Annotated in this window: 24 protein-coding genes and 1 pseudogene; 5 read left to right on the forward strand and 20 right to left on the reverse strand. The window is 72.3% G+C overall.

The annotated features are described in order from the left end of the window. Positions 1-75 precede the first annotated feature (75 nt). From AB0B76_RS17330 to AB0B76_RS17415, 18 genes and pseudogenes are all read right to left on the reverse strand, one after another. On the reverse strand, positions 76-1,008 hold the full coding sequence (locus AB0B76_RS17330; protein ID WP_360375695.1) for a branched-chain amino acid ABC transporter permease: 933 nt from the start codon (positions 1,006-1,008) through the stop codon (positions 76-78). Then, positions 1,005-1,877, reverse strand: coding sequence for a branched-chain amino acid ABC transporter permease (locus AB0B76_RS17335; RefSeq protein WP_360375697.1), 873 nt, complete (start codon positions 1,875-1,877; stop codon positions 1,005-1,007). Before AB0B76_RS17335 ends, AB0B76_RS17330 begins: the two co-directional genes overlap by 4 nt. 6 nt (positions 1,878-1,883) lie before the next feature. Continuing rightward, on the reverse strand, positions 1,884-3,125 hold the full coding sequence (locus AB0B76_RS17340) for an ABC transporter substrate-binding protein (protein WP_360375699.1): 1,242 nt from the start codon (positions 3,123-3,125) through the stop codon (positions 1,884-1,886). A 16-nt stretch (positions 3,126-3,141) separates the two neighbouring features. Then, the gene (locus AB0B76_RS17345) at positions 3,142-3,834 is read right to left on the reverse strand and encodes an ABC transporter ATP-binding protein (RefSeq protein ID WP_360375701.1); all 693 of its coding nucleotides are present in this window, start codon (positions 3,832-3,834) and stop codon (positions 3,142-3,144) included. Further along, complete coding sequence (locus AB0B76_RS17350) at positions 3,821-4,579, reverse strand: ABC transporter ATP-binding protein (RefSeq protein ID WP_360375703.1); 759 nt, start codon at positions 4,577-4,579, stop codon at positions 3,821-3,823. Before AB0B76_RS17350 ends, AB0B76_RS17345 begins: the two co-directional genes overlap by 14 nt. Positions 4,580-4,678: 99 nt before the next feature. Further along, complete coding sequence (locus AB0B76_RS17355; protein ID WP_360375705.1) at positions 4,679-5,776, reverse strand: branched-chain amino acid ABC transporter permease; 1,098 nt, start codon at positions 5,774-5,776, stop codon at positions 4,679-4,681. Beyond that, positions 5,773-6,660: a branched-chain amino acid ABC transporter permease gene (locus AB0B76_RS17360; protein ID WP_360375707.1), complete on the reverse strand. Its 888-nt coding sequence runs from the start codon at positions 6,658-6,660 to the stop codon at positions 5,773-5,775. Before AB0B76_RS17360 ends, AB0B76_RS17355 begins: the two co-directional genes overlap by 4 nt. Further along, positions 6,657-7,379: an ABC transporter ATP-binding protein gene (locus AB0B76_RS17365; RefSeq protein WP_360375709.1), complete on the reverse strand. Its 723-nt coding sequence runs from the start codon at positions 7,377-7,379 to the stop codon at positions 6,657-6,659. Before AB0B76_RS17365 ends, AB0B76_RS17360 begins: the two co-directional genes overlap by 4 nt. Before the next feature lie 29 nt (positions 7,380-7,408). Further along, positions 7,409-8,152 carry an ABC transporter ATP-binding protein gene (locus AB0B76_RS17370; RefSeq protein ID WP_360376073.1) on the reverse strand — a complete coding sequence of 248 codons (744 nt, stop codon included), beginning with the start codon at positions 8,150-8,152 and terminating at the stop codon, positions 7,409-7,411. A 64-nt stretch (positions 8,153-8,216) separates the two neighbouring features. Then, positions 8,217-9,398 (reverse strand): substrate-binding domain-containing protein, encoded by a 1,182-nt coding sequence (locus AB0B76_RS17375; RefSeq protein ID WP_360376075.1) that lies wholly within the window; start codon positions 9,396-9,398, stop codon positions 8,217-8,219. Between the two features lie 155 nt (positions 9,399-9,553). Beyond that, positions 9,554-10,480, reverse strand: coding sequence for an alpha/beta hydrolase (locus AB0B76_RS17380; RefSeq protein WP_360375711.1), 927 nt, complete (start codon positions 10,478-10,480; stop codon positions 9,554-9,556). A 69-nt stretch (positions 10,481-10,549) separates the two neighbouring features. Beyond that, complete coding sequence (locus AB0B76_RS17385; RefSeq protein WP_360375713.1) at positions 10,550-11,770, reverse strand: glycoside hydrolase family 5 protein; 1,221 nt, start codon at positions 11,768-11,770, stop codon at positions 10,550-10,552. A 161-nt stretch (positions 11,771-11,931) separates the two neighbouring features. Further along, positions 11,932-12,600, reverse strand: coding sequence for a response regulator transcription factor (locus AB0B76_RS17390; RefSeq protein WP_360375715.1), 669 nt, complete (start codon positions 12,598-12,600; stop codon positions 11,932-11,934). Then, positions 12,597-13,616 carry an ATP-binding protein gene (locus AB0B76_RS17395; RefSeq protein WP_360375717.1) on the reverse strand — a complete coding sequence of 340 codons (1,020 nt, stop codon included), beginning with the start codon at positions 13,614-13,616 and terminating at the stop codon, positions 12,597-12,599. The genes AB0B76_RS17390 and AB0B76_RS17395 overlap by 4 nt, the downstream gene beginning before the upstream one ends. Positions 13,617-13,621: 5 nt before the next feature. Next, complete coding sequence (locus AB0B76_RS17400; protein WP_360375719.1) at positions 13,622-15,079, reverse strand: hypothetical protein; 1,458 nt, start codon at positions 15,077-15,079, stop codon at positions 13,622-13,624. A 13-nt stretch (positions 15,080-15,092) separates the two neighbouring features. Beyond that, positions 15,093-16,700 carry a glycosyltransferase family 39 protein gene (locus tag AB0B76_RS17405; RefSeq protein ID WP_360375721.1) on the reverse strand — a complete coding sequence of 536 codons (1,608 nt, stop codon included), beginning with the start codon at positions 16,698-16,700 and terminating at the stop codon, positions 15,093-15,095. Beyond that, positions 16,690-17,991 (reverse strand): glycosyltransferase, encoded by a 1,302-nt coding sequence (locus AB0B76_RS17410; protein ID WP_360375723.1) that lies wholly within the window; start codon positions 17,989-17,991, stop codon positions 16,690-16,692. Before AB0B76_RS17410 ends, AB0B76_RS17405 begins: the two co-directional genes overlap by 11 nt. 13 nt (positions 17,992-18,004) lie before the next feature. Beyond that, positions 18,005-18,397, reverse strand: a pseudogene (locus tag AB0B76_RS17415) (GtrA family protein); the annotation flags it as partial. A 110-nt stretch (positions 18,398-18,507) separates the two neighbouring features. On the opposite strand from AB0B76_RS17415, the gene AB0B76_RS17420 reads away from it, so the two are divergent. Genes AB0B76_RS17420 through AB0B76_RS17435 form a run of 4 tightly spaced genes read left to right on the forward strand, consistent with a single transcriptional unit; the run spans position 18,508 to position 22,800 of the window. Beyond that, a complete protein-coding gene (locus AB0B76_RS17420) occupies positions 18,508-19,155 on the forward strand; it encodes a response regulator transcription factor (RefSeq protein ID WP_360375725.1) in 648 nt (215 codons plus the stop codon). Beyond that, on the forward strand, positions 19,152-19,985 hold the full coding sequence (locus AB0B76_RS17425) for a sensor histidine kinase (protein WP_360375727.1): 834 nt from the start codon (positions 19,152-19,154) through the stop codon (positions 19,983-19,985). The genes AB0B76_RS17420 and AB0B76_RS17425 overlap by 4 nt, the downstream gene beginning before the upstream one ends. Positions 19,986-20,020: 35 nt before the next feature. Further along, positions 20,021-21,595 (forward strand): FAD-dependent oxidoreductase, encoded by a 1,575-nt coding sequence (locus AB0B76_RS17430; protein ID WP_360375729.1) that lies wholly within the window; start codon positions 20,021-20,023, stop codon positions 21,593-21,595. Next, positions 21,592-22,800, forward strand: coding sequence for a cytochrome P450 (locus AB0B76_RS17435; RefSeq protein ID WP_360375731.1), 1,209 nt, complete (start codon positions 21,592-21,594; stop codon positions 22,798-22,800). The genes AB0B76_RS17430 and AB0B76_RS17435 overlap by 4 nt, the downstream gene beginning before the upstream one ends. Before the next feature lie 13 nt (positions 22,801-22,813). Here the strand turns inward: AB0B76_RS17435 and AB0B76_RS17440 are convergent, their stop codons facing one another. Together AB0B76_RS17440 and AB0B76_RS17445 are read right to left on the reverse strand one after the other, a co-directional pair. Then, a complete protein-coding gene (locus AB0B76_RS17440; RefSeq protein ID WP_360376078.1) occupies positions 22,814-23,464 on the reverse strand; it encodes a response regulator transcription factor in 651 nt (216 codons plus the stop codon). A 101-nt stretch (positions 23,465-23,565) separates the two neighbouring features. Next, positions 23,566-24,552 (reverse strand): sensor histidine kinase, encoded by a 987-nt coding sequence (locus tag AB0B76_RS17445; protein ID WP_360375733.1) that lies wholly within the window; start codon positions 24,550-24,552, stop codon positions 23,566-23,568. On the opposite strand from AB0B76_RS17445, the gene AB0B76_RS17450 reads away from it, so the two are divergent. Further along, positions 24,517-25,641 carry a hypothetical protein gene (locus AB0B76_RS17450; RefSeq protein WP_360375735.1) on the forward strand — a complete coding sequence of 375 codons (1,125 nt, stop codon included), beginning with the start codon at positions 24,517-24,519 and terminating at the stop codon, positions 25,639-25,641. The two genes, AB0B76_RS17445 and AB0B76_RS17450, sit on opposite strands and share 36 nt — an antisense overlap. The last annotated feature ends 61 nt before the right edge of the window (positions 25,642-25,702 follow it).

Below are 25,702 nucleotides of genomic sequence, written 5' to 3' on the forward strand. Positions count from 1 at the left end.
TACGGAACTGTTCCGTATCAACGTAGCCCTCCCAACGCCGATACGGAACCGTCTCGTATTGAATAGTGCGTCCGATCACACCCGGCGCCACCTGCGGAATAAACGGGGCAGGTACCCGGCGACAGTGCCCCACAGCCCCCGGCGGAACAGCAGCACCACCAGCACGAAGATCCCTCCGGTGACGAGGCCGACCAGGTCGAAGCCGGCCTGCGAGAGCTGGTCCTCCAGGTTGACGACGAGCCCGGCGCCGAGCACGCCGCCCCACAGCGTGCCGATCCCGCCCAGCACGACAAGCACCACGCCCTTGCCCGACGTCGTCCAGTGCACGACGTCGAGGGAGACGAAGCCGTGCGCGACAGCGAACAGGCCGCCGCCGAGCCCGGCCAGGAAGGCCGACAGCACGAAGGCCAGCAGCTTGTACCGGGAGGCCGCGAACCCCAGCGCCCGCGCCCGGCCGGCGTTGTCCCGCACCGCGACGAGCACCCGGCCGAACGGCGAGTGCACGATCCGCCAGGCCAGGAGCAGGCCGAGCGCCACGATGGGCAGCGCCGCGTAGTAGAAGTAGTACGGGTCGGAGAGGTCCAGCCCGAACAGCTCCCGCGGCACGCTCTGCAGCCCGTTCTCGCCGCCGGTGACCGAGGACCAGGCGTTGGCCACGTAGTAGATCATCTGGGCGAACGCGAGGGTCACCATCGCGAAGTAGATCCCGGTCCGGCGCACGGCGAGCCAGCCGATCGGCACCGCGAGCGCGGCCGCCGTGAGCGCCCCGCCGAGCACCGCGACCGGGAACGGCGCCCCGAGCCGGGCCGCGATCAGCCCGGCCGTGTACGCCGACGTTCCCCAGAACGCGGCGTGCCCGAAGGACAGCAGGCCGCCGTACCCGAGCAGCAGATCGATCGCGACCGCGAACAGCGCCCAGCAGAGCATGTCCACCGCCACCGCCGGGTAGATCCCGTTGGGCAGCCAGAGCGCGATCGCCGCCCCGGCGGCCAGCAGCACCCATTTCACGCCGAACTCTCCTCTCGCCCGAACAGCCCGGCCGGGCGCACGAGCAGCACGAGCGCCATCACCAGGAAGATGAGCGTCTGGGCCAGCAGCGGCGGCGCGTACGCCTCGCTCCAGGCCTGCAGCAGGCCGATGCCGAAGCCGGCGGCCACCGAGCCGAAGACCGAGCCGAGCCCGCCGATGACGACGACGGCGAAGACGCCGATGATCAGGTCGCCGCCCATGAGCGGGTTGACCGCCCGCACCGGCGCGGCCAGGACGCCCGCCAGCGCCGCGAGGGCCACGCCGAAGCCGAACACCGGCGCGATCCACCGCCCGACGTCGATGCCGAGCGCCCGGGTCAGCTCGGGCCGCTCGATGCCGGCCCGCACCACCATCCCGACCCGGGTGCGGGCCAGCACCCACCAGACGACGGCGCAGAGCGCGACCGCGACGGCGAGGACGAACACGCGGTACGCCGGAAAGTCGAACACCCCGAAGTCGACCGTCCCGCCGAGCCCGGCCGGCGCCCCGTAGGGCTTCGACTGGGTGCCGTAGCGCGACTTCACCGCGTCCTGCAGGATCAGCGTCAGGCCGAACGTGAGCAGGAAGTTGTAGAGCGGGTCGAGCGCGATCAGCCGCCGCACGACCGTACGCTCCAGCACCACGCCGAGCAGGCCGAGCACGACCGGCACGACCGCCAGGGCGACCCAGAAGGAGAGCCCGAACGCGTCCAGCAGGAAGAAGGCGCCGACCGCGCCGAGCATGTAGAACGCCCCGTGCGCGAAGTTGACCACGCGGAGCATGCCGAAGATGACGGCCAGGCCGAGGGCGAGCAGCGCGTAGAAGCCGCCCCCGACCAGACCGTTCACCGTGTGGGTGAGCAGACCCATCGCGCGTCAGAGCTTGCAGTCCGGCGACGGGGCCCGGAAGGCCTCCTGGGCCGGGATGGTCTTGACGATCTGCTCGTAGTCCCACGCCTCCTTGACCTCGGACCCGGGCTTGACCTTGGCCAGGTAGGCGTCGTGCAGGACCCGGTGGTCGGCGGCCCGGAACTCGCCGTTGCGCAGGAAGAAGTCGTCCACCTTCTTGCCCTCCAGTTGCTTGACGACCGCGTCGGCGTCGTCGGTGCCGGCCGCCTGGACCGCCTCGAGGTACTGCATCGCCGCCGAGTAGTTCGCCGCGTGGGCGAACGTGGGGCGCTGGCCGCCGGCGCGGGCGGCGAACTTGTCGGCCCAGGCGCGGTTGCGCTCGTCGAAGTTCCAGTACCACGCGTCGGTGAAGGTGGTGCCGGCCAGCGCGTCGGGGGTCAGCGAGTGGATGTCGGTCAGGAACATGAGGCCCACGGCCAGCCCGATGCCCTTGTCCTTGAGCTTGAACTCGTTGTACTGCTTGACGAGGTTCACCAGGTCGGCGCCCGCCTGCATGGTGCCCAGCACGTCCGGCTTCGGGTTCAGCGTCGGCGCCTTGAGCAGGAACGTGGAGAAGTTGTCGTTCGGGAACGGCGTGGGGTCGCTGGCCACCACCGTGCCGCCGCCCTTGGTCACCGCGGCGCTGAAGGACTTCTGCATGTCCTGGCCGAAGGCGTAGTCGGGGTAGACGATGTACCAGTTCTTCGCCCCGGCCTGGGTGGCCGCGGTGCCGGTGCCGTTGGCGAGCATCGCCGTGTCGTAGGCGTAGTGGAACGTGTACTTGTTGCAGGACTTGCCGGTCAGGTCCGTGGTGGCGCCCGAGATGTTGAAGTACAGCTTCTTCGCCTGCTTGGCCACGTCGGCGACCTTCAGCGCGGCCGAGGACGTCGGCACGTCGAGGATGGCGTCGACCCCGAGCCGGTCGTACATCTCGCTCGCACGGGTGTTGGCGATGTCGGGCTTGTTCTGGTGGTCCGCGGTCTCCACGGTGATGTTCTTGGTGACCGCCTTGTCCCCGTACTTGGCCTTGAAGTCGTCGATGGCCATCTGCACGGCCACGACGGAGTTCTTGCCCGACAGCTGGGCGTAGACGCCGGACTGGTCGTTGAGCACGCCGAGCACGATCTTGTCGCCGGTGAGCCCGCCGCCGCCCGTGGAGCGGGGGCCGCCGCCCCCGCACCCGGCGAGCAGCGCGCACAGCGCCGTGCCGATCACAATGGAACGCTTCATTGGGGTGTACCTCCGGTCAGATGCCGAGTAGCGCGAGGAGCTCGTCCTCGCGGGATTGCACGTCCGCGTTGTCGAAAGTGCCGGCGATCCGCCCCTCGGCGAGCAGGTAGTGGCGGTCGGCGACGGTGGTGGCGAAGCGCAGGTTCTGCTCGACGAGCAGGACGGTGACGCCGTGGTCGCGGGCGCGGCGCAGGATCTCGCCGACCCGCCGCACGAGCAGCGGCGAAAGCCCCTCCGTGGGCTCGTCGCACAGCAGCACCGTGGCGCCCATGCGCAGCACCCGGGCGAGCGCGAGCATCTGCTGCTCGCCCCCGGAGAGCGTGGTGGCCGGGCTGCGGCGGCGCTCGTACAGGTTCGGGAACGCCTCGTGGATCTCGTCGAGGCCCCACGGCCGGGGCCCGACCACGGGCGGCAGCGCCAGGTGCTCGGCGACGCTCAGCGTGGCGTAGGCCCCGCGGTCGTCGGGCACCCAGCCGAGCCCGGCGCGGGCGCGGACGTGCGCGGGGCGGCGGGAGATGTCCGTGCCGGCCAGGGTGACCGTCCCCGACTGGCCGGGGTGCAGGCCCATGACGCAGCGCAGGAGCGTGGTCTTGCCGGCGCCGTTGCGCCCGCAGAGCGTGACGACCTCGCCCTCGGCCACGTGCAGGCCGACGTCGCGCAGCACGCGGGCCTCGCCGTACCACGCGGAAAGTCCCTCAATGCGCAGCATCGGCGCTGCCCAGGTAGGCCTCGACCACGCGCTCGTCGGCGCGCACCTGCTCGTAGGGGCCCTCGGCGAGGACCCGGCCGGCCTGCAGGACCGTCACCCGGTCGGCGAGCCGGCCCACGACGCTCATGTTGTGCTCGACCAGCACCACCGTGCGCCCGTCGCGGACCGCGGCGATGAGCTCGACGGTCCGCTCGACGTCCTCGACCCCCATGCCGGCGGTCGGCTCGTCCAGCAGCAGCACCCGCGGGTCGAGGGCGAGCGCGATGGCCAGTTCCAGGGCCCGCTTGCGCCCGTAGGGCAGGCTCCCGGCCGGCTCCTGCGCGGCCGCGGCGAGCCCGACGCGCTCCAGCAGCTCCTCGGCCGGGGCCCGGAAGCGCCGCAGCGGCCGCTCGGAGCGCCAGAAGGCCCAGCCGAGGGAGGTGCCGCCCTGCAGCGCGAGCTCCACGTGGGCGACCACGGTCTGCTGCGGGAAGAGGCTCGCGATCTGGAAGGAACGGGCCAGGCCGAGGCGGGCGACCCGCTCCGGCGCGAGCCCGGTGATGTCCCGCCCGGCCAGCTCGATCCGCCCGGCGCTCGGCGCGAGGAACCCGGTCAGCAGGTTGAACAGCGTCGTCTTGCCGGCCCCGTTGGGCCCGACGAGCGCGTGCACGGCGCCGGTGGCGACATCGAGATCGACCCCGTCGACGGCGCGGAAGCCGCGGAAGTCGCGGGTGAGGCCACGCGCGACGAGCGCGGAACCAGCCATGTGGGATTCACCCTCCTGTGACGTCGGAAGTGACGGCCGTCACAAGGTATGACCGTCACTCCCGGCGCCACTACGGAGCTGATCCACACATTCCCATGCTTAGCTATGTGGGTCCGGCCGGCGCTCGGGGATCCAGCGCGCCAGCGGGCCGAGCCGGGTGCGCAGGCCCGCGAGGCCGCCCGGGAAGAAGTACACCGCCAGGATGAAGACGGTGCCGAGGATGAACAGCGGCTGGGACAGCGGGCCGCGCAGAAAGCCGGGCAGCCCGGCCACCGCGTCCGAGTCGCCCAGGGCGACGAGGCGGTAGTCGAGGTACGTGAACAGGAACCCGCCGATCAGCGGCCCCCAGCGCGTCCCCGGGCCGCCCAGGACCACCATCACCAGCAGGGTCAGGGTCTGGTCGGAGGCGGCCACGTGGGGCGTCGCGCCGCCGATCAGCAGCGAGTACATGGCCCCCGCGAGCCCGGCCAGGCCGCCGGCGACCGTGAAGGCGAAGAGGCGGTAGCGGTACGGGTCGAGACCGAGCACGCCCACCCGGCGCTCGTCGTCGCGGATGGCGGCCAGCACCCGCCCCGACGGGGAGTCGGCGATCGCGTGCACGACCAGGACGGTGATCACGAGCACGCCCAGGGCGAGCCAGTACAGGTTCACCGTGTTGGCCACGCCGACCAGGAAGCCGGGCACCTTCGCGCCGTCCATCGGCAGGCCCTCCTCGCCGCCGGTGGCCCCGCCCGGGTTGCGCCCGATGGTGATCGCGGCGACCTGCGCGAACGCCAGCGTCACCATGGCGAACGCGATGCCACCGGTGCGCAGCGCGACCGCGCCCAGCAGCGCGGCCAGGATCGCGGTGCCCACGACGGCGAGCAGGATCGCGGTCCACAGCCCGTAGCCGGCCTTGGTGACAAGCATGTCGGTGCCGTACACGCCGGCCGCGAAGTAGAGGGCGTGGCCGAACGAGAGCATCCCGGTGCGGCCGAAGAGCAGGTCGTAGCCCAGCGCGAGGGCGCCGAAGACCAGGCCCAGGGCCAGCAGCTGCAGGGTGCCGGGGGCGTTGAGCGCGGAGTCGAAGACGCCCGGGATCTTCAGGCCGCAGTAGGGCAGGAAGATGGCCGCCGCCAGCACCGCGACCGGCCCGAAACGACTCGCGCGCAGCCGGGCCGGCGCCGTTCGCACCTGCGGTGCCGTCTGTGTCGTCATGAGGTGGCGACCTTCCCGGTGATCCCTTGTGGACGGACGAGGAGCACGACCGCGAGCAGGGCGACGACGCAGATGTCGCCGAGGCCCGACGAGGTGTAGTTGACGAACTGCTGCAGCAGCCCGACCGCGACCGCGGCGTAGGCGGCGCCGGTGACCGAGCCCATGCCGCCGATGACGACGACGATGAAGCCGAAGATGAGCAGGGAGCTGCCCCCGGTCGGCGAGATCGCGCCGGTGAACACGCCGCCGAGCGCGCCGGCGAGGGCCGCGGCCGCGCCGCCGATGGCGAACACGAGGGTGAACGCGCGCCGAACGTCGATGCCGAGCGCGGTGACCATCGAGCGGTCCTCGACGCCGGCGCGAATGACCAGACCGATCCGGGTGTACTTCAGGAAGGCCAGCAGCCCGAGCAGCACCACGACCGCGGCCCCGATGAGCAGGAACCGGTCGTTCGGCACGCGCGCGCCGGCGATCGTGGTGAGCCGCTGGGTCCACTGTGGACGTGGGTAGGGCCGGGCGTCGCTGCCCCACGACGCCTGCAGCAGCGCCACGCCGGCCAGCGAGAGCCCGACGGTCACCAGGACCTGTTCGATCGTGCGGCGGTACAGCGGCCGGATGAGCACCAGCTCGACCAGCGCCGCGACGACCGTCCCGCACGCGACCCCGAAGAGCACCGCGAACGCGAAGCCCCAGCCGCTCGGCCCGGCCCCGGGCAGGTGCCCGGCCGCCCACCAGGTGCCGTAGGCGCCGACGGAGAGGAACAGCCCGTGCGCGAAGTTGAGCACGTCGGCGAGGCCGAAGACGAGGGCGAGACCGGAGGCGACGAGGAAGTACAGCGCGGAGAGCCCCAGCCCCGTCAGGGTGAGCAGCACGAACGTGCTCATGATGCGCTATCCGCCTTCCCGACGCCCAGCAGCGACTTGGTCTTCTCGGTGTAGTCCAGGAGGTCCGCCGCGGCCCCGGCGTAGGCGACCTTCCCGGCGGCGATGACGACCGCGTCCTGCGCCAGGCGCCGCACCACGGCCAGGTTCTGCTCGACCAGCAGCATCGGCACGACCTGGGCTACGGCGTGCAGGGCGGCCGCCACCTCGCCGACGACCTTCGGCGCGAGGCCCTTCGTCGGCTCGTCGATGAGCAGCAGCCGGTTGGGGTTGAGCAGCACCCGCCCGATCGCGAGCATCTGCTGCTGGCCGCCCGACAGGGTGCCGGCCCGCTGCCGGCCGCGCCGCTGCAGCTCGGGGAAGAGGCCGTAGACGCGCTCGTAGTCGGGGGCGGCGCCGGAGCGCTCGGCGAGGCGCAGGTTCTCGGCGACGGTGAGGCCGCCGAAGACGCCGCGGTCCTCGGGCACGTACCCGAGCCCGTCGCGCACCAGCCGGAAGGTCGGCTGCCGGGTGACCCGCTGCCCGGCGAAGCGCACCTCGCCGGCCAGTTCGGCGCCGCGCGGCAGCAGGCCGAGCACCGCCTTCAGGGTCGTGGTCTTGCCGACGCCGTTGCGCCCGAGCAGCGCGGTGACGCCCTGCGGCGCGACGCCGAACGTCACGCCCTGCAGGATGTGCGAGCCGGCGATGCGCACGTCCAGCCCGGCGATGTCGAGAACGGTCACGCCGGCTCCTCCGCTTCGCTCCGGCCCGCTCACAACTTCTCCCCCAGGTACGCCTCCTGGACGGTGCGGTCGGCCATGACCACGTCCGGCGTGTCGCAGACCAGCAGCGCCCCGTGGTGCATGACCGCGACCCGGTCGGCCAGGTCGAGTACGACGTCCATGTGGTGCTCCACCATGAGCACGCTGCGCCGCTCCTCGCGGGTCAGCGTGCGGATCAGCGCGACCAGGCCGGGCACGTCCTCGGCGCTGACCCCGGCCATCGGCTCGTCGAGCAGCAGCACCCGCGGCTCGCCGGCCAGCAGCAGCGCGATCTCGAGCTTGCGCTTCTCGCCGTGGGCCAGGGTGCCGGCGAGCGCGCCGGCGCGGTGGTCCAGCCCGACCCGCCACAGCACCCGGTCGGCGCGCTCGGCGACGTCCCGGTCGCGGGCGGGCAGCGGGAAGGGGCGGATCGAGCCGCCGCGGCGGGCCTGCACGGCGAGGCGCACGTTGGCCGCGACGGTGAGCGAGGCGAAGACCGAGGACGACTGGAAGGTACGCCCCAGGCCGAGCCTGGCCCGCCGGTGCGGCGGCAGCCGGGTCACGTCCTGCCCGGCGAGCGACACCGAGCCGTCCGACGGCCGGCGCAGCCCGGAGACCAGGTTGAACAGCGAGGTCTTGCCGGCGCCGTTGGGGCCGATGACGGCCAGGAACTCGCCTTCGGCGAGGTCGAGGTTGACCCCGTCGACGATGGCGACCCCGCCGATCCGCCAGGTCAGGCGCCGGATGCTGAGCAGGCCGGTGGCCGGGGCGTCCGCAAGGACACCGCCGGCCACCGGACCCGGGGCGTTCGCCACGGGATCAGCCCTTCATCTGCGCGACCGGCGGCGCGGCGGCGGCCGGGTCGATCGCCTTCACCAGCTCGGGCTTGAGGTCGGCGCCGGAGCCGCTGAACTTGCCCTGGAACATCGGCTGGAGCAGGGCGTGGTCCTCCTTGCGGACGGTCAGCTTGCCCTTGACGCCGTCGAACGACCAGCCCTCGAGCGCGGTGACCATCTTGTCGACGTCGTCGCCGCCCTCCTGCGCGGCCCGCACCACCATCTGGGCGGCGGTGAAGCCGTCCGGGTGGAACAGGTCGACCTTGCCGCCGTCGACGCCCTTGCGCAGCGCCGCGGTGGCCTCGTTGTCGCTCGCGCCGTCGAAGTAGTGGGCGAGCAGCGAGATCTTCGACCCGGCGGCGCCGAACGTCGGCCACGACGCGCGCTGGTCGATGCCGGTTACCACGAGTGTCGAGCCGAGCACGCCCTGCTGGTCGAGCGCCTGCCACATGGCGGTCGCGGTGGTGCCGGCCCACGCGACGAAGATCATATCGGCCTTGGCGTTCTTGGCCTGCACCGCGAACCCGGTGAACTCGGTGGCGTTGGCCGGCACCGAGATGGCCTCGACGGTCGCCCCGGCGCCGCCGATGACGGCCTTGACCGCGTCCGTGTTGGACTTGCCGAAGGCGCCGTCCTGCGTGAACACGAGGACCTTCTTGCCCGAGGGGGCGGGCAGGTAGGACTTGGCCGCGAGGACGTCCTGGTAGGACTGGCGACCCGAGCGGAAGGTGTACTTGTTGATGCCGGTCACCGCGTCGGTGGCCGCGGGTCCCGAGATGAACAGGACCTTGTTCTGCGCGGCGAGCGGGGCCATCTGGCTCGCGACGCCGGACGAGGTGCTGCCGGCGATGATCTTGTAGCCCTGGCCGATGAGGTCCTTCGCGGCCGAGACGGCCTTGGCCGCGTCGCCGGCGTCGTCGGACTCCTTGACCTCGATCGGGCGGTTGCCGACCTTGCCGGTGCCCTTGGTGGCGAAGGCGAGCCCCGCCTTCCACCCCTCGATGTACTGCTTGCCGTAGCCGGCCAGCGGGCCGGTCTGCGAGTAGACGAGCCCGACCTTGATGGGTGCGCCGTCGCCGGCCGGCTCCTGCGCGGCCTCCTGAGGGCTGCTGCACGCGGACGCTAACGTCGCCGCCAGCGTGAGCCCCAACGCCGCGAACAACACCCGCCGCGGCGCGCCTGTCTGCCTGATCAACGCTTCCTCCGTGTGAACGCCTTGTTAAGGCCAGCGCCTGCTGGCGGTGTTCGACACGCTAGGAGTGGCGTCGGGCACGTCGCTATGTGGTCGGGCCACACAGAATCGGCGATCCCCTATGGTGACTACCCAGCAGTTACTCGGTCGAGGAAGGCTCCGAGCAGCGGCAGGAAGGCCGGGGACAGCTGCTGGAAGAGCGGGACGTCGGCCTGTGGGGGCTCCGGATACAGCATGTGCCCGACCCCCGGCAGCACCGCCACGCCGTTGCTGCCCCGCTGCTCGGCCGGCAGCCGCTCGCCCAGCACCACCAGGCTGCGCTCGACCGGCACCAGCTCGTCGGCGGCGCCGAAGAACGCCATGACGGGGCAGCGCACGAAGGGCAGGATCTCGGCCGGGTCGAAGCGGGCCAGCCGGCCGCCGAGGACCAGCAGCTCCTCGGTGTCGTACGGGGGCCCGGCGGCCTCCGCGTACCAGTCGCGGCGGGCGTAACGGGCCTGGTCGGCCAGGATCTGGGCCGGGTCCTGCCCCGCGACGAGGCGGTCGGCGCGCTCGTCGACCCAGCGCAGGGCGTCCTCGATGACCTCCTCGGAGCGGCCCCGGGCGCGCAGGGCCCGCTCGATGCGCACCCGCTCCTGCTCGATCGGGCCGACCATGGGGCCGGAGATGGTGACGACGAAGTCGACGAGGCCGGGCTCGTTGGCCGCGGCCGCGACGGCGACCCAGCCGCCCTGGCTGTAGCCGATCAGCCCGGCCCGGTCGACCGTGGCCTGCTTGCGCAGGGTGTCGAGGGCGGCGATGCCCTCGATGGCGCGGTCGGCGAGGGACTGCGCGCGCCAGTCGCCGGGCGAGCCGCCGCAGCCGGGCTTGTCGTGGCGGAGGGTGGCGATCCCGCGCTCGGCGAGCCAGCCGGGCACGCCCTGCCAGGCGTCGCGGGTGGCCGGGCCGGAGCCGTCGGACAGCACCAGGCCGGCCCGGGCCGGACCGTCCGGCGTGCACAGGATCGCGTTGAGCGGCCCCATCGCGGTATCGACAACCGTATCTCGCTCAGGCATGGAATCGGCCCTCCCCCCGCGCAATGTAGCAGCGGAGGGAGGGCCGCGCCCGACCGGCGAGCCGCGGTGTTACTGGGCGGCGGCGGCCAATGGTGCCTGGTAGGTCTTCAGCAGGGCGGCCTTGTCGGAATCGACCGTCTTCCAGTCGTCCTTGAGGACCCCGCCGGTGTCACCGGAGTTCGGGTTCCAGGCCCAGTACGTGTAGCTGAGCCCGTTGTCCTTGAGGTAGCCGACGAGGTTGCGCTGCCAGATCCCTTCCAGGTCCTTGTTGCCCTGGGCGTCCTTCTCGGCCACCGAGCGGCCGCCGAACTCGCCCATCAGGACCGGGGCGGTGTTGTTCTTCACCAGGTACCCGAACTGCTTGTCCCACAGCGCCGGCATGTTCGCCGGGAACTTCGGGTCGGTGAACCACTGCTGCGACCAGACCTTCGGGCTGTAGTCGTGCGCGGAGTACACCAGCTTCGACTGGTCGGTCAGCTTCACCGGGTGCTCCTTGGCGCCCTGCAGGTTGCCGCCCCACCAGTAGCCGTCGCTCTTGCCGTCGGCGGTCTTGTAGCTCTCGATGCCCTCGACGACGATCAGCCAGTTGGGGTTGGCCTTGAGGACCGCGTCGCCGGCCCGCTGCGCGGCGGCCTGCCAGTCGGTCTTCTCGTTGCCGTCGCCCCAGGTGGCCTCGCCGTGCGGCTCGTTGTGCAGGTCGGCGCCGACCACGAGCTGGTTGTTCTTGTAGTGCTCGGCGAGCTTGACCCAGTCGGAGATCCAGCGCTCCTCGCTGACCTTGTCGGTGTACCAGAGGTTGCTCTGGCCCTGCGAGGTCGGGCGGTGCCGGTCGAGGATGACCATCATGCCGCGCTTGGTCGCGCCTTCGACCACCTTGTCCATCAGCTGCGGCCCGGTGAGGCCCTTGAGGTCCGGGTTGAGCGCGTAGTCGACGCCGTTGGGCTTGGACGCCGCGTCGAACAGCTCGTTGCTGAACGGCAGGCGCATCGAGTTGAAGCCCTGCCCGACCATCTGGTCGAGCATGTCGTCGAGGTTGCGCGACCACAGACCGTGCGGCGCGAACGTGTTGGTTTCCAGCCCGAACCAGTTGACACCGGTAAACGTCACGGTCTCACCGCGGGCGTCGACGATCTTTGAGCCTTCGGCATGCAGCGGCATCTGCAGGCGCTGGCCGGACTCGGTCATGGCCGGGTGGACCTTCTTGTCGTGGTCCAGCAGCGGTACGAGTGCCACGCCGGCGACGGCGAGCGCGACGAGGGCGGAAATCCAGTAAAGGCGCGTGCGACCCATAAAGCTGACCTGTCCTCACACTTGACTGCGGGGCAGGTCAGAACATTACGGATATCGGACATATGGTGTCTGCGTACTGATGTCGGATTTACCTGTACGCCAATTGAAGGAGGACCGTCGCGCATTGCGGCACGAACAGGGAGTCGCGGCCCTGCAACTCGTCAAGTGCCCACCGTAGGAGCGTCCCACTCGGCCGCCCGTACCACCGCCTCCAGCTTCGACCGGGCGCCCATCTTGCTCAGCAGGTGCCGCACGTGGCTGCGCACGGTGGTGTAGCTGATGTTGAGCTCGCGCGCGATGTCGCGGTTGTCCATGCCCTCGGTCATCAGGGCGAGGATCTCGCGCTCCCGGGGCGTCAGGCTGTCCAGCCGGCGGGCGTGGTCCTCGGAGCGCTGGGCCTGCTCGCGGCGGCGGGCCAGGAGCTTGGCCAGCTGGCGGGCCGGGACGAGGATCTCGCCGTCGACGGCCCGCCGCACGGCCTCGGCGACGTCGGCGCCGCCGGCGCTCTTGACGAGGTACCCGGCCGCCCCCGCCTCCAGCGCGGTGAGGATGACCTGGTCGCTCTGGTCGGCGCTGAGGAAGACGACGGCGACCTCGGGCTGGTGGGACCGCAGCGCCGCGACGGCCTCGGCCCCGGTGCCGTCGGGCAGCCAGAAGTCGCACAGCACGACGTCGACCCGCTCCACGTCGGCCAGGTGCTCGACCTCGCCGACGCTGCCGGCCAGAGCCACCACGCGCAGCTCCGGGTGCTCGCTGAGCAGCGCCGCGAGCCCTTCGGCGACTACCTGGTGGTCCTCGACGATCAGCACCCGGTAGGGCGGACGAGTCACGATACGGCTCCCTTGGATTCGAGGTCGGCGCCGCGCGGCACCCAGAACGTGACGGTGGTACCGCGCCCGGGCAGGCTGCTGATCCGGAACCACCCGCCGGCCAGCGCCGCCCGCTCGCGCATGAGCAGCAGCCCGAGGTGACCGGGGTCGGTGTGCAGGTTCTCGGCGCCGACGCCGTCGTCGACGACGCGTACGAGGTACCCGCCCTGCTCCTCGCCAAGGATGACCGTGCACCGGTCGGCCCCGGCGTGCTTGCCGACGTTTGCCACCGCCTCCTGCAGCATCCGGAACAGCAGCAGCCGGGTCGGCAGCGCGGGCTCGCCGGTGAGCCGGGAGTCGACGCGCACCCCGAGGCCGTGCTGCTCGGCGAGGTCGTCGAGGAGGTCCTCGGTCGCCGCGGCCAGCCCGTCGTCGGCCAGCCGGGGCGGGCGGAAGTCGAAGATGAGCCGCCGCAGCCGCTCGGCCGCCTGCACCAGCGACGCCTCGAGCCGGTCGAGGATCGCCAGGTCGGCCGGGTCGGACAGACGGCGGCGCAGCTGCTGCAGGCGCAGGGTGGCGGCGGTGATGACCTGCAGGCTGTCGTCGTGCACCCCGGCGGCGATGCGGGCCCGCTCCCGCTCCTGGGTGACGATCACGTCGGTGAGCAGTTCGCCCTGCTCCTGGCCGGTGAGCGTGAGCCGGGTGATGCGCTGCTCAAGGCTGGCCCGGCTGCGCCCGGGCGCCCCGCGCTCCTCGACGGCCAGGGCGAGCATCCCGCTCGGGTCGCCCTCCAGCGTGCGGACCCGCACGTCGACGGGCAGCTCATGGCCGTCCGGCAGGCGGACGACGGCCGTGGTCGGCGCCTCGGCCCGGAACGCGGGCTCGCCGCCGAACAGGTCGCGGGCGTCGCACCCGATGAGCGCGGCCGCCTCGCGCTGGAACAGCGTCTCGGCGGCCGCGCTGGCCAGGCGGACCACCCCGGAGGCGTCGAGGACGACCAACGCCTCCGGGGCCGTGCGGAACGCCTGCCAGTACACGGGCGTCAGTTCTCCAGATCCTTGGGCACCACGTACGGCTTGGCGGACGGCAGGTCGACCGGCCCGCCGGACTTGTCGACCTTGAAGTTCACCGTCGCGGTCGCGTCGCTGCGCTGGCCGTGCAGCTGGAACACCACGGTGTCCTCGGTGTCGCCCGGGATCGTGTACTGCCCGACCGCCCGCGCCGCGCCCTTGGCGTCGACCCGGAACGCGGCCACCAGCTGCGGCTTGGCGCCCTTGGCGGTCCTGACGGACACGTGCACGGCCTCGTTCGGCGCGAACTGGGTGGCGTAGAAGTTCACCACGGTGCCGGGCAGGCCGCCGTAGGCGTTGGTGCGCGCCTGCGGGGTGAACGGCAGGATGGTGAAGCCGGTGGAGACCGCGGCCCGGCTCTGCTCGCCGGTGAACACCAGCGACTGCGCGCCCTTGAGCTGGAACGGCATCACCAGCCCGGCGCCCTTGAACGTGCCGGCGTCGTCGGTCTGGACCGCCATGACCGGCTGGCCCCCGGCCGCGTTGAGCCGCACCAGCACCCGCTCGGCCGGCGCGAAGCCGGAGCCGGAGAAGGTGATCTTCTGGGTGGCCTTCACGGCGTACGGCGCCAGCTTGATGGACGGGTACAACCGCAGCACCTGGAACGGCGCGCTCGCCGCCGCGCCACTGGTCTTGCCCACGACCACCAGACTGGTCGTCCCGACGGCCGTGACGCCCACTCTGATCGGCGTCTTACCCACCGAGCCACCCTCGTCGGCCTTGAGGGTGAGGTTCGGGTCGCCATTGATCCGGCCCCAGTACACGTTGAGCTGCTCGCCGGGCGTGAAGCCCTTGACCGTCAGGTTGATCGTGTCGCCCGGCTTGCCGACCACCGCCGAGAGCGAGGCCTGGCCGGCGCCCTGGGCGACCGACGCGTCGGCCTTGGCCACCTTGTCGCTGCCGCGGGCCTGCGCGGTGACCTCCTGCACGGGCACCGTCATCTTGCCGGGCATCGTGAAGTTGGCCGTGAACACGCCCCACTTGCCGGCCTTCGCGGTGGCCACCTGCTTGGGCTTGGCGTCCGGGGCGCCGCTCGGCGGCTTCTTCTGCCCGGGCGTGGAGGACGGCCCGAGGTACACGTCGACCATTGAGCCCTGGTCGAAGCCTGACCCGGACACGGTCACGCCCCCGCCCAGCCGCACCAGGCCCGGGTTCAGGGTGATCATCGGCGTGCCGCCGCCCTGCACCATGACCCCGTTCAGGTCGATCGTCGGCGCCGGCGGGGCCTTGGTCTGCACCTCGGTCGGGGCGTCGTCGGCCGACCCGCCCAGGCCGGGCGCCGAGATGCCCAGGGCGGGCAGCAGCGAGCGGCCCAGCGTGATGAGCAGGACTGCGGCCACACCGGCCAGCAGCAGCCGCTTGCGTGAGATTTTCGGCCGCTTCCTCTTCCCGGCGCGGCCGGAGGCCGGGCGGTGCTTCAGCGTCTGCATGGTTGGACTCCAGCTAGGAGGTGTTCCCGATCTTGACGATTGACAGCGAGACGTCGCCCCGGGTGGCCTGCCAGACGGTCTCCCCGTGCTGGTCGATCGCCTCGATGATCCAGGTCTCGCCGCCGCGCTGGAGGGCGTCGCGCATCTTGTTCGACATCACGACGTAGTCGACGTTCTCCCAGCTGGAATGGAAGACCTTGTCCCGCACGTCCGGGTCGGACGTGGCCTTGTAGTGCGGATGGGCGTACTTGTACGCCGGCTTGCTGTCGTGCAGCGCCACCCAGATGTCGTCGTCGATGATGAGGCGCGCGCTGGTCGGGATGTTCTGCTTGATCCAGGCGACCTGCTGCTCCTGCAGCCGGGTCAGCGGCAGCCGGTAGGCGTCGCTGAACTCCAGCTCGCCCTTGGCGTTGTACTTGATCATGAACCCGCCCGGCATGACCAGCACCGGCACCAGCAGGCAGGCGACGAGCACCGCCGCCCCGCTCTGGTTGGTGCGCCGGGTCAGCCAGCCGAAGAACATGCCCAGGTTCAGCGCGAACAGCGGCACCATCGGCGCGATGTAGAAGTCCAGCAGCGCGCTGCGGCTGAGGTAGAACGCGTAGCCGAGCGTCATCAGGGCACAGCCCAGCATCGGGGTGCGCAGCCGCTTGTTGCGCCGGCCCGAGATGAGCGTGAGCACCGTCGCGGCGACGCCGGCGATGAGCAGGTACCGGTCCTTGAACAGCCAGCTCTGCTGCAGCAGGTACGTGAACGACAGGCCGGTCGAGCTGTTGGAGTTGCGGTGCAGCTGCCACCAGATGGTGTTCAGCAGCGACACGTGGCCCTGGAGCTGGTTGTTGTCCGGGCTGAACCGGAAGCCCTCCGGGAACAGCTCGTTCTTGATCTGGGCGAAGAGCAGGTACCCGACGACCGGGGCCAGCACCGTGAACCAGTAGAAGCTGGCCCCGAACCGCCGGTTGGGCTGCTCCTTGATCGTCTTGTGCAGCAGGTAGGCGCAGCCCGGCAGCAGGAAGATCGCGTTCTCCTTGGTCACCAGGGCCAGGCCGAAGCAGGCGCCGGCGCCCATCGCGGCGACGATCCGCCCGTCGCGGCGGGCCAGCAGGTAGAGCCCGAGCAGGATCCAGAACATCATGAGGTTGTCGAGCAGGACCTGGCGCTGGTAGTACACCCCGAGCGGGGAGAGGTTGAACACGAACGTGGCCAGGAAGGCCGCGGACTTGGAGCCGGTGAAGCGCCGCACCACCTCGAACATCAGGAACACCGACGCCAGGTGGACGATGAGCATCAGCACCCGGCCGGTGTTGATGGCGTTGCCGAAGGCCCCGAAGCCACCCGGCAGGATGCCGACCCAGCCGGCCAGCGCCAGCCAGCCCATCGGGGCGTGGTCGTAGAAGTACGTGTACGGGGAGAGCTTGCCCTCCTTGAGCACCGACCAGGCCTGCTCCATGTAGATGCCCTCGTCGGTGAGGTACAGCGGATATCGGAACATGTTCCAGCCGTGGCTGGCCAGCCCGATGAGCAGGGCGACGGCGATGAGCAGCTTCGGCGCCTTCTGCGGCACCCGGGCCGCCGCGGACGGGGGCCGCTTCTTCGGCGTGGTCAGGACTTCAGCCGACATTGGTCAGCTCCGGGGCCTCGGTGCGGTGGGCGCCGACGTGGGCGGTCTTCTCCCAGTTGGTCGCGCCCTTGAGCTGGCGGTAGAGCGCCCGGCCGGCCGCATAGGACAGCACCATCTGATACGGGAACCAGGTCAGCGCCATCTTCACGACCGTGCCCGGACCGGCCTTGAGCCCGTGCGCGCCGGTGAACTCGAACAGCCCGACGACGGACATCACGAAGTGCGCGCCGAGCAGCAGCACCGGCAGCCAGGACAGCATCGCGACCGGCACGGGCACGCTCAGCACGAACGCGCTGAGCAGCGCGACCGGCAGGTAGAAGCCGAGCATCGCCTGCACGTGCGGGAAGGCGAGGGTGTACCAGGCCAGGAAGCGCTGCCGCCGGTTGGGCATCAGCTTCCAGGTGCCCTTGCCCAGCGTCTGCATGAACCCCTGGCACCAGCGGGTCCGCTGCTTGATGAAGCTCTGCAGGGTCGGCGGCGTCTCCTCCTTGGTGACGTAGCGGTCGTCGTAGACCACCCGCACCTTCTCCCCCATGCTGGAGACCCGCAGGCCGATGTCCGCGTCCTCGGTCAGGTTTGTCTCGTCCCAGCCGCCGAGGCGCTCGATCAGCTCCCGCTTGAAGAAGACCGTGTTCCCGCCGAGCGTGATGGCGCCGTTCTTGGCGTGGTAGTGCAGCCGGCTGCGGAACCAGAAGAAGTACTCCAGCACGTTGAACGTCGAGTACCAGTTGGAGTCGAAGTTCATCAGCTGCACGCCGGCCTGCACGACGCTGACGTCGTCGGTCAGCATGATGGTGTTGACGATGTCGAACAGCTCCGGCTGGACCTCGTCCTCGGCGTCGAAGATGGCCACGATGTCGCTGGTGGCGTAGCGCAGGGCGGTGTTGAGCCCGTGCGGCTTGTTGATCGGGCCGTCGTCGAAGACGACCACGTCGACGTTGGGGCGCCCGGCCGCGCGCAGCTGGTTCACCTGGGCCCGGGCCTGCTCGATGGTGCCCACGTCGTCGGCCGAGCACACGACAAGGATCTGCACCAGGTGCGGCGGGTAGTCAGCGGACGCGGCGCGGGCGATGGTGGCTTGGATGACCTCCTCCTCGTGCCGAGCCGGGAGGATGGCGGTGAAGGAGAGTTCCGGCGTAGCACGTTGATCTGGCACCCGGGCCTTGGCGTCCGCCTCGGGCTGGTCCCACGTGTAGATCATGAGATACAGGGCGTGGGCCGCCTGCACCGTCAGCACCAGCGAGATCAGCGTGAGGACCCCCAACACCAGCTGCTCCATCGGTGCGTTCACTCCAAATCCACTTCGAGCTGACGGCGAAGTTGACCCCGAAACCCGCCACGATTCCGACCAGGTTGGCGGGGAGGTAGTGCAGGCCGAGACCGACCAGCAGCTGGACGACGATCACGTTGACGGGCAGGGCGGCGAGCCCGGCCAGGCTGAAGTAGGCGAAGCGCGTCAGCGACAGCCGCCGCCGGCGGAAGGTCCACAGTTCGTGGAGGACGTAGTTGGACACGAGGGCGAGCTCGACCGCGGCCACGGTCGCCGGCAGCAGGGCGAGCCCCAGCAGCCCGTGCAGCGTGAGCAGGGCGACGTTGTTCACGACGACACCGCTGACTCCCACCAGGGAGAACCGGCTCAGCCGGTGCAAGTAGTGCGTCACACCCACAACCGTGCCGACGAGCGGAGCCCGGGGCATCCCGCCGCGGACCGGCTCCGGCGCACACCTTTGGTCTCCCCCAGATGGCGTAGTGCGCTTGGCCCCGCCGCTTGGAGTATTTGCGGCATTTGCGGGGTATAGGCGCGGCGATGAGTATCAGGGTGTTGATCGCGGACGACCACGCGATGGTCCGTGAGGGGCTGCGCAGCTTCCTGGCGCTCAGCGGCGACCTGGAACCGGTCGGCGCGGCCGCCGACGGGCGGCAGGCCGTGGAGCTGACCCACCAGCTGCGTCCGGACATCGTGCTGATGGACCTGCTGATGCCGGTCCTCGACGGGATCAGCGCGATCGCGGTGATCCGCCGGGAGCTGCCCAGCGTGGAGGTGGTGGCGCTGAGCGGGTACCTCGAACCGCAGCTCATCGCCGACGCGCTGCACGCCGGCGCGGTGGGGTACCTGCTGAAGGATACCGACGCCGAAGAGCTCCACCGGGCCGTGCGCGCTGCGGCCGCCGGTCAGGTGCAGCTCTCCCCCGCGGTGGCGGCCCGGCTCGTGCGCGACGTGCACGTGCCGAGCACCCCGCCGCAGCTGACCCGGCGCGAGGAGGAGGTGCTCGCGCTGCTGGCCCGCGGCCGCGCCAACGGCCAGATCGCCCGCGAGCTGCACATCGCCCCGCAGACGGTCAAGACGCACGTGAGCAACATCCTGCAGAAGCTCAACGCCGAGAGCCGGACCCAGGCCGCGCTCTACGCCATGCGGGTCGGGCTGGTCCCGGTGCACGCGGCGGCCCCTGCGTGACCGCCGTCGTCGTCCTCGACGCCCGCGGGTCGGTCGTGTCCGGCGTCGACGGCTTCGTGGACCGGGCGGTCGCGTTCCGGGCGATGGCGACGGGGCGGGCCCTGCGTACCCGGCGGGTGACCTACCTACCGGTGAGGGGCGGGCTGCTGGCCGCCGGCGGGCGCCGCGCCCCGCGCCCGTCCGCCCTGGTCCCGTTCGCGCCCCTCGCCGAGCTGCTGCTGGCCGCGGCGGCCGAGCCCGCCCGGCTGGCGCGGGACCTGCACGACTCGGTGGTGCAGACGCTGTACGGCATCAGCCTCGGCGCGGGCACGGCCGCAGAACTGCTGCACGGCAACCCGGCGCACGCCGAGGCCTCGCTCGCCTGGATCAAGGAGACGGCCGCGGCCGGCCTGACCGACCTGCGCGGCATCATCCTCAAGCTGCGCCCCGAGACGCTGGCCGGCGCCGGCCTCGCCGCCGCCCTGCGCGGCGTCTTCGAGACCCTGCACGCGGCGCCGGGCCGGGCCGGCTGGGGCCTGCAGCTCGACGCCGACCCGGCGGTCAGCCCGCAGGTCGAGGAGGCGCTGTACCGCATCGCCCTGGAGGCCCTCGGCAACGCCGCCCGGCACGCCGAGGCCACCCAGGTGACCGTGCGGCTGGCCGGCGACGACAGCCAAGTGGTGCTCGAGGTCTCCGACGACGGCGTGGGCTTCACGCCGTCGCTGTCGTTCCCGGGGCGGCTCGGGCTGCGCTCGATGCGGGAGCGGGCGGCGCTGCTGGGCGGGACCCTCGACATCCGCAGCGCGCCGGGGGCCGGCACCGTGGTGCGCGCGGCCCTTCCCGCCGGGTGAGCTGTGCGCCGGGGGGCCGGGCCCATGGTTGACGCATGCGTGTGGTTGTCGACCTCACCAAGTGCCAGGGGTACGCCCAGTGCGCCTTCCTGGCTCCGTCGGCCTTCCAGATGCAGGGCGAGGAGACCCTGCTCTACGACCCGTCCCCGGCCGAGGACGCGCAGGTCCGGCGGGCCGCGGCGGCCTGCCCGGTCCAGGCCATCCAGCTCGACCGCGTGGCCGCGCACGACATGCCGTTGCTCGGCGTGACCCCCGGCGTCGGGGCCGGCCGGATCGTCATCGTGGGCGCGTCGCTGGCCGGGCTGCGGGCGGCCGAGGCGCTGCGCGAGGAGGGCTGGTCGGGCTCGCTGACGCTCATCGACGACGAGCCGTACGGCCCCTACGACCGCCCGCCGCTGTCCAAGCAGGCGCTCGGCGGCCACATCCGCCCCGACAGGACCGGCCTGCCGCACCGCGCCGACCTCGACGCAAACTGGCTGCTCGGCGTCCGCGCGCTCGGCCTCGACCTGCCCGCCCGCCGAGTGCAGCTCAGCGACGGTACGGCGGTGCCGTTCGACCGCCTGCTGATCGCCACCGGCGTGCGCGCCCGGCCCTGGCCCGTCCCGGCCGAGGGGGCCCTGGACGGCATGTTCGTCCTGCGTACCCGCGACGACGCGATCGCGCTGCAGCAGCGCCTGCTGCCCCGCGACGGCTCGCGCCCCGGCCGCGTGCTCGTCGTCGGTGCCGGGTTCACCGGCTCCGAGGTGGCCTCGACGTGCCGCTCCCTGGGCCTGGAGGTGACCGTGGCCGAGGCCGCGCGCACGCCGCTGGAAGGGGCGCTCGGCAGCGCCATCGGCTCGATCGCCGCCGACATCCAGCGCGAGCACGGCGTCGACCTGCGCTGCGGGGTGACCGTGGAGCGCATCGAGGGCGACCGCCGGGTCCGCCGGGCGGTGCTCTCCGACGGCGAGGTGCTCGACGTCGACGTGGTGGTGGCCGCGCTCGGCGGCCTGCGCAACGTCGAGTGGCTGGAGCACTCCGGCCTGGCCGTCGGGCCGTGGGGGGTGGCCTGCGACGCGGGCTGCCGCGCCTTCGACGTCAACGGCGTGGTGACCGACGACGTGTTCGTCGCCGGCGACGTGGCCCGCGCCCCCAACGCGCTCTTCGGCTACCAGTTCCTGGCCCTGGAGCACTGGGCTAACGCCGTCGCGCAGGCCGAGGTGGCCGCGCACAACATGGTCAGCGACGAGTCGGACCGGTGGCCGCACCTGCACATGCCGCAGTTCTGGTCCGCCCAGTTCGGCAACAACATCAAGTCCGTGGGCGTGCCCACCTTCGCCGACGAGGTCGTGATCGCGCAGGGCTCGGTGGCCGACCGGCGGTTCGTGGCGGCGTACGGGTACAAGGGCCGCCTGACCGGCGCGGTGGCCTTCAACCACGCCAAGTGGCTGCCGTTCTACAAGCGTCTGATCGAGCAGGCGGCCCCGTTCCCGCCCGAGTTCGACCGGGTCGACCGGCCGGACGACGCGCTGCCGGTGCCGGCGGGCGTACCCGACCGGGCCCTGCTGGCGCGCGACGCGACAGTGGTGGTGACGGGCCACCGCCCGACCCTGGTGAGGAGCATCCGATGACGACCGCGGTCGCCTCCGTCTTCAACGCCGTGCTGGACCCCGTGAACCGCCACGACCCCTACCCGCTGCTCACCTCGCTGCGCCGCACCCCGGTGACGGTCACCGCCGACGGCACCTACGTGGTGAGCACCTTCGACGCCATCGCGGCCCTGCTGCACGACCCGAGGGTGAGCTCGGCGGACATCTCGGACCTGGCGGAGAAGTCGTCGTCCGGCGCGACCTCGGACCTCGTCGGCCTGCCGCCGAGCTTCCTGCGCCTGGACCCGCCGGCCCACGACCGCCTGCGCCGCCTGGCCACCCGCCCCTTCGGCCCGCCGCACACGCCGCATCGCGTGGCCGACCTGGAGCCCACCCTGGCGTCGCTGGCCGGTTCGCTGGTCGCCGCGTTCCCACCGTCCACCGTGGACCTCGTCGACCAGTTCGCGTACCCGCTGCCGGTCCAGGTGATCTGCTCCCTCCTCGGCGTGCCGATGGCGGACGAGCCGCGGTTCCGGGCCTGGATCGACGAGGCCCTGATCGCCGTGCAGCCGGACCGCACCGCGCTGGCCGACCTGGCCCAGTACCTCGGCGACCTCGTCGACCAGCGGCTCTCGGCCCTCTCCGGGCCGGCCACGGAGCCCGGCGACGACCTGCTGACCGCGCTGGCCACGGACAGCGGCCCCGACGGACGCATGTCGCGCTCGGAGCTGGTGAGCACCGCGATGCTGCTGCTCATCGCCGGCCACGAGACCACCGTCAACCTCATCGCCAACAGCGCCCTGGTCCTGCTGCGCCAGCCGGTGTGGCGGGACCGCCTGCTCGAGGAGCCGGAGATGGTGGTGCCGTTCGTCGAGGAGGTGCTGCGCTACGACCCACCGGTGCAGATGCTGCCGTGGCGGACCGCGCTCGACGACATCCCCTTGGCGGGCACCACGATCCCGCGGGGCGCGTCGATCACCCTGCTCCTGGCGGCCGGCAACCGCGACCCGGAGCAGTTCCCCGAGCCGGACCGCTTCGCCCCGGACCGGCGCCCGGCCCAGCATCTCGGCTTCGGCGACGGCATCCACTACTGCTTCGGCGCGCCGCTGGCCCGGCTGGAGGCCCAGGTCGCCATCGCGGCCCTGGCCCCGGTGCTGACCCGCGCCCGGCTGCTGGAGGACCCGCCGGAGTACCGCCTGAGCGCCGTCCTGCGCGGCCCGCGCCACCTGCGCGTCGCCCTGGGCTGACACTCCCCTTCAATCAGACAGCGCCGGCGCGGATCAGGCCGGACTCGTAGGCGTAGACCACGGCCTGGACACGGTCGCGCAGGGCCAGCTTCTGCAGCACCCGCGCCACGTGCGTCTTCACCGTCGCCTCGCCCAGCACCAGGGCCGCGGCGATCTCCGCGTTGGACTGCCCGCGCGCCATGAGCCGCAGGACGTCGGTCTCGCGGGCGGTCAGCTCGGCCAGCTCCGGCGGGGCCTTCGGGCCCGGGCCGCCCGCGAACGCGGCAATCACGCGGGTCGTCACCGCCGGGTCGAGCAGGGCCTCGCCGGACGCGACGACCCGGATCGCGGTGATCAGGTGCTCCGGCGACGACACCTTCAGCAGGAAGCCGTTCGCCCCGGCGCGCAGCGCGTTGTACAGGTTCTCGTCGGTGTCGAACGTCGTGAGCACCACGATGCGCGGTGGCGCCGGGTTGGCCAGCAGCGCGCGGGTCGCGGCGAGCCCGTCCCGGCGCGGCATGGCGATGTCCATGAGCACCACGTCGGGGCGCACCCGCCGCGCCAGGGCGACCGCCTCGACGCCGTCGCCCGCCTCGCCGACCACGGCCATGTCGGGCTCGGTCTCGATGACCATCCGCAGCCCGGCCCGGACCATCTTCTGGTCGTCGGCCACGACCACCTTGATCGGCGTCCGGCCGGCACCCTCCGCCCCGCTCACGCCGGCACCCTCCGCCCCGCTCACGCCGGCACCCTCCGCCCCGCTCACGCCGGCACCCTCCGCCCCGCTCACGCGGGCACCTCCGCCCCGCTCCAGGCCGGCACCGGCAGCCGCGCGTGCACCCGGAACCCGCCCTCGGCCTGCGGACCGGTCTCGAGCTCGCCGCCGAAGAGGGTGACCCGCTCCCGCATCCCGATGAGGCCCTGCCCCGTGCCCGGCAGCGCCGTCGGGACCTTGGCCCCGCGGTCGGCGACGGTCAGGTGGAGGCCGTCGTCGGCGTAGCGCATGGTCACGGTGACGGTGGTCGGGCCGGCGTGCTTCAGCACGTTGGTCAGCGCCTCCTGCACGATGCGGTACGCCGAGAGGTCGGCCGCCGGCGGCAGCGCGACCGCCGCCCCTTCCCGCCGCAGCCGCACGTCGAGCCCGGCCTCGCGCATCTGGGCCAGCAGGTCCTCGAGGCGCTCCAGCCCGGCCGGCGGGTCGGCCGCGCCCTCCCCGCGCAGCAGGCCCAGCGTGCGGCGCAGCTCGCCGACGGCGTCGCGGCCGGAGGACTCGATGCTGCGCAGCAGATCCCCGTCGACGTCGAGCCCGGCGTCGAGGCGGCGGCGTACCACTCCGGCCTGGATGACCATCACGGTGACGCTGTGCGCGACCATGTCGTGCAGCTCGCGGGCGATCCGGACGCGCTCCTCCATCACGGCCTCCCGGGCGCGCTGCTCGCGGACGGCGGCCCGGGCACCGGCGGCCTCGGCGCTCCGCCGCTGCTGGACCGCCATCGCCCGGCCCAGCCCCCAGGGCGCCAGCGGGAAGAAGAGGGCGGCCATCGGGTCCTCGTGGTCGACGCTCCAGTACGTGAGCCCGACGGCGACCACGAGCCCGAGCCCGGCCCACTTCGCGCGCCCCGGCCCCCACGCGCGCCCCGCGGTGTACGCGAAGATCATCATGGCGGCGAGCTGCCACAGCCGGTACCACTCGCGACAGCCGTGGACCCGGCGCTCGGCGAGGCGCAGGGCTATGGGGTGTACCGCGCGCACCCGGAGGCGCTGCAGTGGCACTCGCTGCTGCTGCACTCGGCGTGGGCCCTGTTCGTGCCGGGCCTGCTGGCGCTGCTGGCCCCGATCCGGGCCCGCGGCGCGGTGCTGGCGCGCATCGCCTGGGTCGCGACGGTCGTGGGGCTGACGACGTTCTCCGCCCTGATGGCCGCCGACCTGTGGATCCTGGCCCTGGAGCAGACGTTGCCGGACGACGCGGTGCGCCGCGCGAACGAGGCGTTCGAGGGCCTGGCGTGGGCCCGGTGGGGCTGGCAGGTGCCGGGCCTGGCGGGCTGGGCCCTGGCCCTGGTCCTCGCCCCGCTGGCCGCGGCCCGGGCGCGGGTGATCGACTGGTGGACGGCCGGCGCGGCCCTGCTCGGCACCGCCCTGTACTTCCTGTTCGCGATCTCCCCGCTGCCGCTCTCGCTGGCCGGCCCGGTTGTATTGCTGGGCGCCTACACGGTGGCCGCGTTCCGGCTGCGCCCGGCGCCGGAGGGCGAGCCCGCCCGGTACGCGGCGTTCGTGGACCGGGCCGGACGCGCGGCCCTCATCGCGGCGCCGCTGCTCTTCGCGGGCGGCCTGGCCACGGTGCCGGGCTTCTCCCCGAGCCTCGACGGCTCCCTCGCGCACCCGGCGCAGGCCCAGGCGAGCGCCCTGCTGCTGCATCTGGCCTGGGTCGCCTTCATTCCGGCGGTACTGCACCTGGCCCGCGGTCCCGTGGCCGCCGTGACGGTGCTGGCCCTGGTGAACTTCTCGGGCCTGATGGTCGGCGACTACACGACGATCGCGGCGGCGACGGCCCTGGACCGCGCGACGGCCGAGAAGGTGGACGCGACGATCGGCGAGTACGCGCCGTTCACGTTCGGCTGGATACTGCCCGGCATGTTCCTGACCCTGCTGGGGCTGGTCGCGGTGACGGTACTGGCCGCCGTGCGGCACCGCGTGCGGTGGTGGACGCCGGCGCTGACGGCGGCGGGCATCGCGGCGTTCCTGGTGCTGGGGGTGGGGCCGCTGAGCCTGCTGAGCCCGGCGCTGCTCCTGGCCGCCCTGGCGCCGGTGGCCCGCCGTACCCGCCCGGTGCCGGAGGCCGTACCGGTGCCCGCGACAGCCTGAGCAGGACGGTGGCGCCACCGCACCCCGAGCGCGGGGGCACCGCCGGCCGGGTCGATCTCTC

Source organism: Dactylosporangium sp. NPDC049140, assembly GCF_040648435.1.

Bases quoted from the DNA above. Each gene is read 5' to 3' on its own strand.
- AB0B76_RS17335 (WP_360375697.1), bottom strand. From the start codon at position 1,877: ATGGGTCTGCTCACCCACACGGTGAACGGTCTGGTCGGGGGCGGCTTC.
- AB0B76_RS17340 (WP_360375699.1), bottom strand. From the start codon at position 3,125: ATGAAGCGTTCCATTGTGATCGGCACGGCGCTGTGCGCGCTGCTCGCC.
- AB0B76_RS17345 (WP_360375701.1), bottom strand. From the start codon at position 3,834: ATGCTGCGCATTGAGGGACTTTCCGCGTGGTACGGCGAGGCCCGCGTG.
- AB0B76_RS17350 (WP_360375703.1), bottom strand. From the start codon at position 4,579: ATGGCTGGTTCCGCGCTCGTCGCGCGTGGCCTCACCCGCGACTTCCGC.
- AB0B76_RS17355 (WP_360375705.1), bottom strand. From the start codon at position 5,776: ATGACGACACAGACGGCACCGCAGGTGCGAACGGCGCCGGCCCGGCTG.
- AB0B76_RS17360 (WP_360375707.1), bottom strand. From the start codon at position 6,660: ATGAGCACGTTCGTGCTGCTCACCCTGACGGGGCTGGGGCTCTCCGCG.
- AB0B76_RS17380 (WP_360375711.1), bottom strand. From the start codon at position 10,480: ATGCCTGAGCGAGATACGGTTGTCGATACCGCGATGGGGCCGCTCAAC.
- AB0B76_RS17385 (WP_360375713.1), bottom strand. From the start codon at position 11,770: ATGGGTCGCACGCGCCTTTACTGGATTTCCGCCCTCGTCGCGCTCGCC.
- AB0B76_RS17400 (WP_360375719.1), bottom strand. From the start codon at position 15,079: ATGCAGACGCTGAAGCACCGCCCGGCCTCCGGCCGCGCCGGGAAGAGG.
- AB0B76_RS17405 (WP_360375721.1), bottom strand. From the start codon at position 16,700: ATGTCGGCTGAAGTCCTGACCACGCCGAAGAAGCGGCCCCCGTCCGCG.
- AB0B76_RS17420 (WP_360375725.1), top strand. From the start codon at position 18,508: ATGAGTATCAGGGTGTTGATCGCGGACGACCACGCGATGGTCCGTGAG.
- AB0B76_RS17430 (WP_360375729.1), top strand. From the start codon at position 20,021: ATGCGTGTGGTTGTCGACCTCACCAAGTGCCAGGGGTACGCCCAGTGC.
- AB0B76_RS17435 (WP_360375731.1), top strand. From the start codon at position 21,592: ATGACGACCGCGGTCGCCTCCGTCTTCAACGCCGTGCTGGACCCCGTG.